Below are 12,405 nucleotides of genomic sequence, written 5' to 3' on the forward strand. Positions count from 1 at the left end.
GCTGGCCCGGGAACGAGGGGGAGACCATGACGCACGCGACGGCACCGGACGGCACCCGGATCGCCTACCAGTTGCGCGGCGAAGGGGCGCCACTGGTCCTGCTGGCCGGCCAGGCCAACGACCACCACTGGTGGGACGCGGTCCGCGCCGACTTCCACCCCGCCCGCGCCACCCTCACCCTCGACCACCGCGGCACCGGCGGCAGCGACAAGCCCGACACCCCGTACAGCACCGAACAGTTCGCCCGGGACGTCGTCGCCGTCCTCGACGACCTCGGCATCGACCGGGCCGACGTCTACGGCACGTCCATGGGCGGACGGGTGGCCCAGCAGCTCGCCGCCCGCCACCCGCACCGGGTGCGCGCCCTGGTCCTCGGCTGCACCTCACCCGGCGGCCCGCACGGCGTCGAACGCGGCGCCGACGTCCGCCGCGCCCTGGCGCAACCCGACCCTGAGGCCGCGCGACAGGCCCTGCTGGAGCTGATGTACACCCCCCGGTGGCTCGACTCCCACCCCGGCCCGCACCACACCCTCGGCGACCCCGCCATGCCCGCCCACGCCCGCCGCCGCCACCTCGCCGCCAGCAACCGGCACGACGCCTGGGACCTCCTGCCGGCCATCGGCGCCCCCACCCTGGTCGTCCACGGCGCCGACGACCGGCTCAACCCCGCTGCCAACGCCCCCCTGCTCGCCGCCCGCATCCCCGGCGCCCGCCTGCACCTGCTCCCCGGCGCCCGGCACGCCTACTTCGAGGAGTTCCGCACCACCGCGAGCCCCCTCGTCCTGGACTTCCTCACCAGCGCCCGGTAGGCAAGCGGAAGGACCGGTTTCGGCCAGTCGTGTCGCCGGTGGATACAACCGATCACATCTTCGGCATGCTGACCGCTCACGTTGTCCGGACACACGACAAGGGAGAAGGCCATGCGTCGAATCGCGGCTCTGGGGGCGGGTGCGGCACTGCTGGTGGCCGCCGGTGTGATGGCGGCGCCGACCGCCTCGGCGACCTCGTACTGCAGCACCACCCAGGGGACGAACTGGGGCTCGGTGAGCTGCCAGACCACTGCCACGAAGAACCACTGGCAGCTGGTGCTGGTCTGCAACAACGACAACGTCAAGGGCAGCCAGGCGACCGTCAACGGCCTCTGGCACATGGGCAACGGCAGTGACACCCTCTACTGCCCGACCGGCTACAGCGCGGCCTACACCAAGGTCAACAACGACAACTGACCCTCCGGCCCCGGGAGTCGGCCCCCGCCGAATCGCGGCGGGGGCCGACTCCTTGGGGAAGACCGGTCACGGCAGGACCCGGACGAGCGGGCCCGAAGTCTTCGGGTGCGTGAAAGCGGGCCGGAGCGCCTCCCCGGGGCTCGGTCGCCCCGGGGAGGCTGAGCGGGCAGCGTCCGTCACCGGTTGCGGCGGCGTGCCTCGTTCAGGGCCTCGGTCGCCCGAAGAACCTCCCTGGCGGCTTCCTTGATTTCCTGCGAGGCTTCCTTGAGTTCCCAGGACTGGCCTTCCAGGTTCCCCAGCTTGTTCGCGGCGCTCGCCAGCATGCTCGCGATGCTCTCCAGGCCCCGCAGCCGTTGGGCGGCCGCCGCGAGCGCCGCCGCGTTGCCTTCCAGGCCCTTCAGCCCGTCTGCGGCATCCGCCAGGGTGCAAGCGCTGTCCTCCAAACCCTTCAGGTCGCGTGCCGCCCGGCTGAGCGTGTTGGCGTTGTCCTCCAGCCCGTGCAGCGAGCGGGCGGCATCCTGCAGGAGCATGGCGGTGTCTTCGGAAACGCCGCCGCGGTGGTTGCGCAGCTCCGCGAACTCGGAGGTGGCCAGCTTGAGGACGGAGGCGAGTTCTGGGGCCGACTTCGCGAACTCGTCGAGGGCCGGGCCGAGGCGTTCGGCGAACTCGGCCTGGGCCTCACGGATGAGCTCGCCGAGGTCGGCCTTGGTGAGGTCCCCGAGCCCTTCGAGCGCGTCGACCCCGTCGGCCTCGCGAGCCTTCTTCCAGTCGAGAAGCAACTCGACCGAGAACGCCCCGCTGCGAGGGCCGTCGATCACCTTGTGGTGGACGGTGCAGAGCAGGATCAGGTTGGAGAAATGGTTGCGCTCGGCTTCCGACCAGGTGGGCTCGGCGCGGGGGCCGTTGTCCTCCAGTGCACGGATGTGGGCGATCTGAAGGTTCTGGATGGGATCGCCCTCGACCATACGGACGGTGGGCTCCTTGCATTCGGGCCAGTAGCAGCCGCCGCGGGCCAGGGTGAGGAGCCCGGCGACGGTGCCGCTGCTGTAGTTGCGGCGTGGCTTCTTCGGCGAAGTCATGTTCTTCTCCTATCGATTGACTGTGTCTCGGTAACCGTAGGAGTCACCACTGACACTCAAAGTGTCCATGGCGTCACGCTTGGTGCCTGGCTGAGTGGTTGTCACACGAAACCGGTCCGCACGGGTGCGCCGGCCGGTGCCGTCGGAGCGGGCCGTTCGGCGCGCCGGGGGCCGGAAGCATCCCGGCTCCACTCCGACCGGCCGCGATGCTGCACAGGAAGTCGGTGAGGTCGACTTCCTGTGCGGGAGTCAGGGGCGGGGTGGTGTTGGCGGTGTGGGTGCGGGCATGGCGAAGCGGCTGCGTGGATGTCGGCTGCCGACAGCGGCAGGTCGGCGGTGTTCACGGTCGGTACCCGTTCGCCCGGGCAGCGGCGAGCATGGTCTGGATCAGGGTGTCGTAGCTGATCCCGGCGGCTGCGGCCATGGTGGCGAGGTTGCCGTGGGTGGAGAGTCCGGGGAGCGTGTTGATCTCCAGCCAGTGGGCCTCGCCGTCGGGGGTGACGAGGAAGTCCGAGCGCGAGTGGCCCGAGCAGTGCAGCACCTGGTGGGCGCGGACGGCCGCGCGGGAGATGGTGGCGAGGGCGGCGTCCGGGAGTTGGGCGGGGCAGCGGTAGCGGTGGCCGGCGGGGTCGCGCTTGGCCTTGTGGTCGTAGAACTCGGCGGTGGTGGGGACGGTCTCCAGCGGCGGGAGCACGACCAGGGCGCCGTCCTTCTCCAGGACGCCGCAGGTTACGGCGCTGCCTTCCTTGAACGGTTCGACGAACCACTCGCCGCCGCGGGTGTCGTGGGTGAGCGTGGCGGTGAGCGAGTTGAGGTCCCTGAAGACGCGCATGCCGATCGATCCGCCCTCCGAGGTGGGCTTGAGGATGACCGGCAGGCCCACTCCTCCACGCACGCCCGGGCGGTTTCCTCGGGGTCGTCGTGGCCCCGGAACGGGATGTGCGGCAGCACGGTGACGCCGCCGGCGAGGACGAGGGTCTTGGCGGTGGGCTTGTGCATCGCCATCGCGCTGGCCAGGACCCCGGAGCCCGTGTAGGGGACGCCGAGGCTGTCCAGGAGGCCCTGGAGCTTGCCGTCCTCGGCCCATTGGCCGGCGAGGGCGAGGAACGCGACGTCGGCTTCGCGGACGCGGTCGGCGAAGTCCTCGTCGGTGGGGTTGAGGACGAAGTGCGGCAGGCCCTGGCGGGCCAGGGACTCACGTACGGCCTCGCCGGAGATCAGCGAGCGGTCGCGTTCGCCGGAGCGGCCGCCGGTGACGAGAGCGATACGACGTTCAGCTGCAGACATGCTCATCTTCCTTTTGTCGCAGTCTGGTTCGGAATGCGCCGGATGACGGGAGGGGCGTCGGGGAGCCGCTAGCGTCGAGGGCAGGCCGCCCCGGGACGAGCGGGCGGGTGCGTCGACGGATCGGAGCCACCATGGTCCCCATGACCCTGCAAGAGATCGCCGAGGCTGTCGGGGGCGCTCCGCACGACGCCCCCGATCCGGGTGCCGTGGTGGACCGGCCCGGGGTGATCGACTCGCGGCTGGTGGAGCCGGGGGCGCTGTTCATCGCGCTGCCGGGCGAGCACACGGACGGGCACCGGTTCGCCGAGGCCGCCGTCCGCGCCGGGGCGACGGCGGTGCTGGCGGCCCGGCCGGTCGGGGTGCCGGCGATCGTGGTGCCGGACGTCCAGGACGCGATGGGCGCGCTGGCCCGCGCGGTGCTGGACCGGCTGAAGGCGCCGACGGTGATCGGGCTGACCGGCTCGGCCGGGAAGACCAGCACCAAGGACCTGCTGGCCCAGGTGCTGGAGACCATGGACACCACCGTGGCCACGCCGCTGTCGTTCAACGGCGAGATCGGCCTGCCGCTGACCGTCTTCCGGGCGGACGAGAGCACCCGCCTGCTGGTGCTGGAGATGGGCTCGCGCGGCGCCGGGCACATCAAGTACCTGACGGGGATCGTCCCGCCGAAGGTCGGCCTGGTGCTGAACGTCGGGACCGCGCACGTGGGCGAGTTCGGCGGCGGGAAGGAGTCGATCGCCGTCGCGAAGGGCGAACTCGTCGAGGCCTTGCCCGTCGACGGCTTGGCGGTGCTGAACGCCGACGACCCGTACGTCATGTCGATGGCGCCGCGTACGGTCGCGCCGGTCCTGACGTTCGGGGCGCGGGCCGGGGACGTGCGGGCCGTCGACATCGAGCTGGACGGAGCGGGCCGGCCCTCGTTCACCCTCACGTACAGGGGCGAGAGCGCCCCGGTGAAGCTGGGGCTGTACGGCGCCCACCACGTGTCCAACGCGACGGCCGCCGCCGCGGTGGCGATCGGGCTGGGTGCGAGCGTGCGGCAGGCGGCGGAGGCGCTGACCGGTGCCCGGCAGCTGACGCCGGGCCGGATGGACGTCACCGAGCGGCCGGACGGCGTGACGGTGATCAACGACGCGTTCAACGCGAACCCCGAATCGATGGCCGTGGCCTTGTCCGCGCTCACCGCCATGGCCGGCGGCGGACGCAGGACGGTGGCGGTGCTGGGCGAGATGCGGGAGTTGGGCGAGGAGTCCGACGCCCACCACGCGGAGCTGGGCCGCATGGTGGCCCGGAACGGTGTCACGGACCTGATCGCGGTCGGCGGCGCGGAGGCCGCCCTGGTTCACGCGAGCGCGGTCGACGGCGGAGTGACGGCGACGCTGGTCCCGGACCGCGACGCCGCCCTCGACCTGCTGCTGACCTACCTCAAGCCCGGAGACGTGGTGCTGGTGAAGGGCTCCCACAGCGTCGGGCTTGAGGACGCCGCGATGCGGCTCGCCAAACCCGACGCCATGGGACTCACCGGCTGACTACGCGGCCCGGACCGTCGCCGGGGCCTCGGCCAGCCGCAGCAGGACCGCCCTGCCGACGCGGCCGGCGGTCCCGGTGCCCATCGTCACCACCAGGTCGCCGGGCCCGGCCAGCTCGGCGACCACATCCGCCGCATCGCGCCCGTCACCCGCGGTGTGGGCCCGGCCGCCGCAGGCGACGACCTGCGCGGCCATCGGCGCGGTGCTGACCCCGGTGAGCGGGGACTCGACCGAAGCGTGCACGTCCAGGAGGACGACCTCGTCGGCCGCCGCGAGCCGACGCCCCATCTCCTCGCCGAGGGCGGCGGTACGGGTCCAGCCGGTGGGCTCGAACACCGCGATCACCCGGCCCTCGGTGAGCATCCGGGCGGTGGCCAGGTCGGCGGTGATCTCACTCGGGTGGTGGGCGTAGGAGTCCAGCACCGTCACCCCGGCGTGGGTGCCGGTGGTGGTGAGCCTGCGCTTGATGCCCTGGAAGGCGTTGATGCCGGCCACCAGGTCGGCGGGTTCGGTGCCGAGCACCCGGCCGGTAGCGAACGCGGCGGCGGCGTTCAGCGCGTTGTGCCGCCCGGGGACGGCCACGGTGAACTCGTGCCACGACCCGTCCGTGTCCTGCACGGTGACGTGGCTGGCGGCCCCGTCCCACAGCACGCGCAGCACCCGCACGTCGGCGTCCTTGGCCTCGCCGACCGTGACCACGCGCGGGCCGGGCGCCGCCTGCAGGCGCTCGATCAGCAGCCGGGCGCCCGGGTCGTCGGAGGAGACGACCAGGATGGAGCTGTTGCGGGCCAGTCGCTCGAAGACGTCCAGGACGTCGTTCAGGTCGACGTACTGCTCGGGGTGGTCGTCGTCCACGTTCAGGACGACGGCGACCTGCGGGTGGTAGCGGCCGGCGGTGCGGTCGCTCTCGTCCGCCTCGGCGACCAGGAGGCCGCCGAAGCCCTGGTGGGCGTTGGGGTGGTCGACCGGGGTGCCGCCGATGGCGTACGAGGGGTCGAGGTGGGCCAGGGCGGCGCTGAGGATGCCGGTGGTCATGGTCTTGCCGTGGGTGCCTGCCACGGCGACGGACTGCTCGGCGGCGGCGATCACGCGGGCCAGCACGTCCGAGCGGTGCACCACCGGGATGCCGGAGCGGCGGGCAGCGGCGACCTCGGGGTTGCCCGGGGTCACCGCGCTGGACCACACGAGGACGGTGGCGTCGGCGGGGAGGTTGCCGGCGGTGTGGCCGATGGCGACCGAGGCACCGGCGTCCTCCAGCTCGCGCAGGGCGGTGGTGTCGTCGGTGTCGGAGCCGGACACCCGGCTACCGCTTTCCAGCAGGAGGCGGGCGAGGGCCGACATGCCGGCGCCGCCGACGCCCACGAAGTGCGGGCGGGTCAAGTCGATGGGGCCGTCGTGGACGGGGACGATCACGTTCCTGGTTTCCATGCTGTGCGCTCCAGTTCGGAGTCCAGCCCGTGAAGGGCGATGAGTGGAAGGGCGCTGCGCGCAGGTGCCGCCGTCCCGCGCCGAGTCGGCCGCCGGGTGAGCACCGAGTCGGGCCGAATCGAAGTCGTCGTGCACGATGACGCCGAGGACCGCGCCGGCCGGATCGCGATGCTGACCTCGGTGGCGGGACGGGGCTCGTACACGGCCAACCCCTCTCGGCAGAACGGAAGGTGGGCGGTTGGTACTGGTCAGGCGCTTGAAGTGCGGGCCCGATGGGGCAATGACAACCGGAGGCAGGACCGTGACGGGATGGTGAGCTAAGGTCACTCACGGTTCATTCATCACTCACTGGGGGCGGAGCGGATGGAACCGACGGCCAGCCACGACGCGGTCGACCAGGCCATGGAGGCGTTCGCCGCCGAAGTCGCCCACTGGCGCGAGGTGCGCGGCCTCTCCAAACGCGCGCTGGCCGGGAAGATGGGCTTCGACCCCTCGTACGTCAGCCACGTGGAGTCCGGCCGCCACAAGCCGACCGAGGAGTTCGCCCGCCTCGCCGACGAGACCCTCAATGCCGGGAAAGCCGTTTGGCGGCGCTGGCTCGACTACGACGCAGCCCGCTCCCGAAGCCGCACCCCGACCGCCCCGCCGACACCTCGCCGAGCCGATCAGCCCTACGCCTCCGGGGCCGCGATCGTGGTCGAACATGACGAGGCCGCACTCCAATTCGACGGCTCCACCTACCGGTTGACCATGCGCCGCCGCCTACGGAACACGGGCGCCGAGCCCATCACCCGCTACCTCATCCGCATCGCCGTCGACCGCTACCCCGGCGAACCCGAGCGCTCCAACGCCCACTACCGTGGGCACCCACTGACCTGGGACGAACTGGCGCTCAGCGCCTCGTGCCAGGGCGAGGACATGCGGTGGCAGGCCAAGCACGACCGCGACGCCTTCAAGGAGGTCTGGCTCCTGTTCGACAACGAGCACGGCCGCTTCCCGCTCTACCCGGGCGACGCGACCTGGATCGAGTACGCCTACAGCGTCGGCGCCGACAAGTGGGGCCACTGGTTCCAGCGCGCCGTCCGCCTGCCCACCGAACACCTCGCCGTCCGCCTCGACTTCCCCAGCGCCCTCGACCCGGTCGTGTGGGGCACCGAGACCTCCATGACCGCCGAGGCCGTTCCCCTGCGCACCGCCGTCAGCCGCCATGACGACGGCGAGCGCCGGCACTTCGCCTGGGCCACAGACGACCCACCGCTGCACGCCCGCTTCCGCCTCGAATGGCGCTTCCGCGCCACCGCCGACAACCAGCAACAGACCAAGGAGACCAGGTGATCGAGGTGCGGCCAAGCCAGCAGATGCAGTCCCTCGGCGTGATCCAGCAAGGCACCCCCATCCTCAACCACCCCGCCCAGCCCTTCGACCTACCGGCCGAACGCACCGCCGCCCAGGACGTCATCGACGAACTGTTCACCGCCGTCGACCGCATCGGCCGCGTCCACTCCTTCGCCAAGGGCATGGGGCTCGCCGCCCCACAGATCGGCATCCCCCGCGCCGCCGCCCTCGTCCTTCCCCCGACCGCCGACGCCGACCCGATCATCCTGCTCAACCCCAAGGTCACCGCCGTCTCCGACGAGACCGACGAACAGTACGAGGGCTGCCTCAGCTTCTTCGACGTCCGCGGCATGGTCCCCCGCCCGCTGCGCATGGACGTCGCCGCCGCCACCCTCGACGGTGCCATCACCACAGCCACCTACGAGTTCGGCCTCGCCCGCCTCATCGCCCACGAGATCGACCACCTCGACGGCCTCCTCTACACCGACCGCATGCGCCCCGATGTCCACCCGATTCCGGTCGAGGAGTACCGGGGAACCGGCTCAACCTGGGCCTACTGACCAATGCCGCTGCAGCGCCCCGGGCTGCGTCACGGCCTGCCGGTCGGAAGAGTGGCAGCGTACCCCTTCGAGCCGGGGGGCGAGGAGGCGCCTGTGTCTCGGGGCCTGTCGGAGCCTTGGTATAGCTGGTTCGGTGGAGCTCTCCAGTCTGACGGCGAATTCACGCCAGCCTGAGCTCGCCGTTCGGTCGTGGTTGGGGACGCGCTAGTCGAACAGCATCCGCCTGGCGCCCATCGAAGACTGTGCGAGTGTCGGGAAGTGTGCCGTGTGCAGGATTCGAACGAGTGCGGGCCGCCCACTCGGCACGCTGGAGCCTCCAAGGACGGGATCCAGTCGATGTGCACGTTCCGCTTGTGTGATGTCACGCTCCGTTCGCATTCTTTCGGGATGTGGCCCATCGTCTCGGGCCGGATGAGAGGTGAGCGATGAGTGCTGCCGAGATCGACATGATGGACCTGGCGACGCGTGCGTCCGAGGCGCTGGCTGCGGAGGTGGCTCGATCCGGGTGGGGCTTGGTCCGGGAAAAGATCGCCCGTTTCCTGCGACGTGATGAACCAGCGGTGGTGGAGCGGCAGTTGGCAGAACTGGACGTCGCCGGCGAGAGATGCGGCCCGAACGGTGACGGGGACCCGGAGGCGCTGAGGGCGCAGTGCTTCTGGCAACTTGGAATGTATCTGCAGCGTAACCCCGACGCGGTTGAAGAGCTGGAGCAACTGCTTACTGACCTGGGAGTTGGGGGCAGGGCTGCGGGCGCGGTGATGAACGCGAACGGGAACACCAACAGCGTGGTCATTCAGGCTGGTGGCAACGTGAGTACGGGGAAGGGCTCCATCACCGCTTCCACGCGGCCCAGGAGGTAACAGTGGAGCGGCTGATGGAGGAGCCCGGCCTTGAGTCCTTCGGGGGCCAACGAGCTGATGGCAATCACCGGTCGGTGGTCGTCCAGGCCCAGGCTGCCGACGGGGCCAACGCGGTCGCCGTGGTCAACATCCATGAGAAGGAACTGCTGCCCGTCCACTCCGTCGAGCCATCGGTGATCTCGGTGGTGCGGCAGGCATGGGTCAGGATCGATCGCGATGGTGAAGAGGTCCTCGCCGCAGAAGCCGTCCGTGACGTGCTCCTTCGTGGAGGCGGGCTGGCAGTTGTGGCCGGCGACGAAGGCACTGGCCGTTATGCCACCGCTGTCCGGGCCCTGACCATGATGGACAAGCCTCGTCGGAGCGAGGGCAGGCCCTCGCTGGAGCTTTGGCAGATCACGCCGGACTGGGACCCGCCGGACAGCAGCCTGCTCCCGATCGGGGAGAACTGCGGATATCTCTTGAACGTCTCCGCCGAGATCGCCGACTGGTCGAAGGAGATGCCGTCGAAGCTGAGCGGCCACGGCCGTCGGCTCGCGGAGATCGGATCCTGCCTGATCGTGATCGCCGGCCGCGACGGCTGGCCCACCATGGGACATGAAGCGGCCGCCGTAGTCCAGGCTCGACCGCCCGCACCCCGACACCTGGTCAGCTCGCACCTCAGCTTGTTTCACCGTCGTACGGAACTCGTCGAGCGGCTGCAGTCCGGATACGAGCCCAAGGAGAACCAGCAGGACCTTGCCCAGCTGGTGACTGACGGCATGCACCCGGCAGATGCCGCCGAACTCGCCCGGCTGCTCGCAGGCGCAGCCGACAGCGAGCAGGAGCTCGCAGCGGCAGTCGAACGGTTCACCGGATGGCGCGACTACGTCACCGGGTTCTTCGGGCGGACCGTCGAACGACCGGAGGACCGCGCCCTGCTCCTGGCAGCGGTGCTCTTGGAAGGGGCCAGCCCCTCCCAAGTGCACCAAGCCGCCCGAGATCTACTCGGAGAGAAAGTCGACGACAGCGTGCGCAACGCCCTGTCGGGTCTGGATTTGGGAAGCCGTCTGCGTGACGCAGGAGCAAAGGTCAGCGACAATAAGGTGACCTTCACCCACCGGCCCGGCTACGGCTATGCGGTGCTCAGGCACATCTGGACCGAACTTGCCGACGCACAGAGCCACATCAGAAAGTGGATCGCGCGGATCACGGCCAAGGGAGAGATCGGGGCTGACCGGCTCGACACCATTGCCGAGCTGCTGGCGAAACTGGCAGCCGAGCACAATGACAGCACTGTCCTGCCCAGCCCGGCCACCCGGAGTGCTCCAGCGGCGCTCAGCCGTGGCGACGCCGCTGCCCGGATGCTCTCCTCCGCAGCGCAGCATCCGGTTCTCGGTGCGACGGTGCGCAAGCAACTGCGGGAGAACTGGGCGCAGAGCAAAGACCAAGAGGTCGCCAGAGTCGCCGCCCTGGTGTGCCAGGGCACGTTCGCCGCGAGATTTCCCGGTCAAGCTCTGGTACGCCTCCGGCACATCCTCGCTCGGGACGCTGACGATCAGGCCAACGGCGAGGCGGGAAGGGCGCTGCGCGCGTTGGTGAGCGAGCACGGCAAGCTGGCCTTGACCTGGGCAGCCGTCAATGACTGGATCGGACCACCGGACAGCAGCACACCCGGCAGGGCCAGCAGGTCACGCGCTGGCCGACGGGCCTTCCTCGCCCTGGCAGACCTGACCGCCGATCCGTACCCGACGGAGCTCCTGCTTGCCGCAGCGCGCCACGACGAGTCCGTCACTGACAAGATCGTCGCAGGATGGAATGACACCCTGCCAGACAAGGCCCTCGCTCATACCTGTGAGAGCACCCTCGCGGCCTGGGCCGAGGCCAGTATCGACGGCTCTCTGCCGGGCGAGCAGGTTCTCGACCTCGTGGAGCGGATTGTCAGCGGTCGCATCGGACTCGATCCGGTTGCGGCCATCGTCGTTGGCCGTGAGATCGATGCCGAGACGAAGGCCATGCGTGAGTTCCGCCGACGGTTGATCAGCCGGCGCTTCCCGGCCGCCCGGCCGGAGCCATCGTGAGCCAGCCCGGCGCGACCCGTGCGCAGCGGCGGGCACTGCGGCGTGAGGTGACCGCGTTCCCTGCCGTCCTGCCCACCTGCTACCCGGACATCGCCTTCACTGCGGAGATCACTGCCACCGCGTACCCCGACCACCTGCCGGGATACGACAGACCGGCCCTCGCACGGCTCATCCGCACTTCGCTTCGTAGAGCGGCAGTGGATGCCGCCGCTCAGCTGGATCCGGCCGACCTGCCAGGTGCGAGGGATGCCCTGGCCGACCATCTGGCAGGTCCGCGTCCGTTGGCCGGATACCCGGATCACGTCCTGAGGGCCGAGGCCACCGTGGTTCTGGACCGCGCCGCCACCGAAGCTACTGCTGCAGTGATGCGCGCCCGCCAGAATCAGGGAGTGGAGGACGCCGTCTTCCTCCAGGCGGCCAGAGCTCGCGCCCTCGCGCTTGCCGACCCGGCGATCCTGGCCGCAGCTCTGACCATGCCCGACACGGGAACGTGGGCGGATCATCTCAAAGACTTCAAGTTGACCGATGAGGATTCCAGGACCCACTTCACCAAGGCTCTGGCCGGTCTGTCGCAGTTGCTCGCGACCGCCCGCAAACCGTCCACTGATCCGACCGATCTCCAAGTTCTGGAGATCTTGCGCACGTTCTTCTCCCGTTTCGACCAGCTGCATCAGCGGAGGCTGCTCGTCACCTTCACGTCCGACTACATGAGGACTGCCGGCCACGGCGACCTTGCGACCGAGCTTGAAGAGGCCCTCGACATCCACGACGGTGCCGAGTCGGCGGAGGAGGCCGACCGGCCGGAGCCGGCGAGATGAGAACCACCCTCCTGCGCTGGTTGCTCGCCCCACGGACTAGCTGGTGCGCCTGGCGCCTCACCCGGGCGGCCTCCGAGCAGATCGATTTCGATACCGCCTGGCGAGCTGCCCGGGTGCGATTGCACCGTGACGAGCTTGAGTTCCGAGCTCACGGGCACCGGTCGCCCGGGAAACCAGGAGGCCCAGTCGAGCGGTCGGCGACGCCACACAGCCTCGACTGACGGTT

At 70.3% G+C, this 12,405-nt stretch carries 11 protein-coding genes and 1 pseudogene; 8 read left to right on the forward strand and 4 right to left on the reverse strand.

Translation table 11 applies throughout. The features are described 5' to 3' along the window. Positions 1 to 26: 26 nt before the first annotated feature. Positions 27 to 809, forward strand: coding sequence for an alpha/beta fold hydrolase (locus ACLWS4_RS18535; RefSeq protein ID WP_416874651.1), 783 nt, complete (start codon positions 27 to 29; stop codon positions 807 to 809). Between the two features lie 111 nt (positions 810 to 920). Continuing rightward, positions 921 to 1,226: a hypothetical protein gene (locus tag ACLWS4_RS18540; RefSeq protein ID WP_074005326.1), complete on the forward strand. Its 306-nt coding sequence runs from the start codon at positions 921 to 923 to the stop codon at positions 1,224 to 1,226. A gap of 176 nt (positions 1,227 to 1,402) precedes the next feature. Here ACLWS4_RS18540 and ACLWS4_RS18545 read toward each other — a convergent pair whose 3' ends face one another. From ACLWS4_RS18545 to ACLWS4_RS18555, 3 genes and pseudogenes are all read right to left on the reverse strand, one after another. Next, positions 1,403 to 2,305 carry a hypothetical protein gene (locus ACLWS4_RS18545; RefSeq protein ID WP_074005327.1) on the reverse strand — a complete coding sequence of 301 codons (903 nt, stop codon included), beginning with the start codon at positions 2,303 to 2,305 and terminating at the stop codon, positions 1,403 to 1,405. A 340-nt stretch (positions 2,306 to 2,645) separates the two neighbouring features. Next, on the reverse strand, positions 2,646 to 3,200 hold the full coding sequence (locus tag ACLWS4_RS18550) for a D-alanine--D-alanine ligase family protein (protein WP_416874652.1): 555 nt from the start codon (positions 3,198 to 3,200) through the stop codon (positions 2,646 to 2,648). Between the two features lie 188 nt (positions 3,201 to 3,388). Beyond that, positions 3,389 to 3,598 (reverse strand): annotated as a pseudogene (locus ACLWS4_RS18555) (hypothetical protein); the annotation flags it as partial. A gap of 125 nt (positions 3,599 to 3,723) precedes the next feature. Here ACLWS4_RS18555 and ACLWS4_RS18560 point away from each other — a divergent pair. Further along, a complete protein-coding gene (locus ACLWS4_RS18560) occupies positions 3,724 to 5,121 on the forward strand; it encodes a UDP-N-acetylmuramoyl-tripeptide--D-alanyl-D-alanine ligase (protein ID WP_049653214.1) in 1,398 nt (465 codons plus the stop codon). Here ACLWS4_RS18560 and murC read toward each other — a convergent pair whose 3' ends face one another. Then, a complete protein-coding gene (gene murC, locus ACLWS4_RS18565; protein WP_074005329.1) occupies positions 5,122 to 6,549 on the reverse strand; it encodes a UDP-N-acetylmuramate--L-alanine ligase in 1,428 nt (475 codons plus the stop codon). Between the two features lie 363 nt (positions 6,550 to 6,912). Here murC and ACLWS4_RS18570 point away from each other — a divergent pair, with 363 nt between their 5' ends. The 5 genes from ACLWS4_RS18570 (at position 6,913) to ACLWS4_RS18590 (ending at position 12,179) form a co-directional block, all read left to right on the forward strand. Then, positions 6,913 to 7,884 carry a helix-turn-helix domain-containing protein gene (locus ACLWS4_RS18570; RefSeq protein WP_049653211.1) on the forward strand — a complete coding sequence of 324 codons (972 nt, stop codon included), beginning with the start codon at positions 6,913 to 6,915 and terminating at the stop codon, positions 7,882 to 7,884. Then, the gene (locus ACLWS4_RS18575; RefSeq protein WP_074005331.1) at positions 7,881 to 8,444 is read left to right on the forward strand and encodes a peptide deformylase; all 564 of its coding nucleotides are present in this window, start codon (positions 7,881 to 7,883) and stop codon (positions 8,442 to 8,444) included. Before ACLWS4_RS18570 ends, ACLWS4_RS18575 begins: the two co-directional genes overlap by 4 nt. 425 nt (positions 8,445 to 8,869) lie before the next feature. Beyond that, positions 8,870 to 9,304: a hypothetical protein gene (locus tag ACLWS4_RS18580; RefSeq protein WP_049653206.1), complete on the forward strand. Its 435-nt coding sequence runs from the start codon at positions 8,870 to 8,872 to the stop codon at positions 9,302 to 9,304. A 2-nt stretch (positions 9,305 to 9,306) separates the two neighbouring features. Further along, positions 9,307 to 11,361, forward strand: a complete 2,055-nt coding sequence (locus ACLWS4_RS18585) for a hypothetical protein (protein WP_074005332.1) — start codon at positions 9,307 to 9,309, stop codon at positions 11,359 to 11,361. Then, positions 11,358 to 12,179 (forward strand): hypothetical protein, encoded by an 822-nt coding sequence (locus ACLWS4_RS18590; protein WP_049653200.1) that lies wholly within the window; start codon positions 11,358 to 11,360, stop codon positions 12,177 to 12,179. Before ACLWS4_RS18585 ends, ACLWS4_RS18590 begins: the two co-directional genes overlap by 4 nt. Positions 12,180 to 12,405: the final 226 nt, after the last annotated feature.

Origin of the sequence: Kitasatospora sp. SC0581, from assembly GCF_048159585.1 — a bacterium.
Lineage (GTDB): Bacteria > Actinomycetota > Actinomycetes > Streptomycetales > Streptomycetaceae > Kitasatospora.

What these genes read in the sequence shown, in the direction of transcription:
- murC (WP_074005329.1), bottom strand. Translation starts at nt 6,549, where the DNA reads ATGGAAACCAGGAACGTGATCGTCCCCGTCCACGACGGCCCCATCGAC.
- ACLWS4_RS18570 (WP_049653211.1), top strand. Translation starts at nt 6,913, where the DNA reads ATGGAACCGACGGCCAGCCACGACGCGGTCGACCAGGCCATGGAGGCG.
- ACLWS4_RS18540 (WP_074005326.1), top strand. Translation starts at nt 921, where the DNA reads ATGCGTCGAATCGCGGCTCTGGGGGCGGGTGCGGCACTGCTGGTGGCC.
- ACLWS4_RS18545 (WP_074005327.1), bottom strand. Translation starts at nt 2,305, where the DNA reads ATGACTTCGCCGAAGAAGCCACGCCGCAACTACAGCAGCGGCACCGTC.
- ACLWS4_RS18560 (WP_049653214.1), top strand. Translation starts at nt 3,724, where the DNA reads ATGGTCCCCATGACCCTGCAAGAGATCGCCGAGGCTGTCGGGGGCGCT.
- ACLWS4_RS18580 (WP_049653206.1), top strand. Translation starts at nt 8,870, where the DNA reads ATGAGTGCTGCCGAGATCGACATGATGGACCTGGCGACGCGTGCGTCC.
- ACLWS4_RS18535 (WP_416874651.1), top strand. Translation starts at nt 27, where the DNA reads ATGACGCACGCGACGGCACCGGACGGCACCCGGATCGCCTACCAGTTG.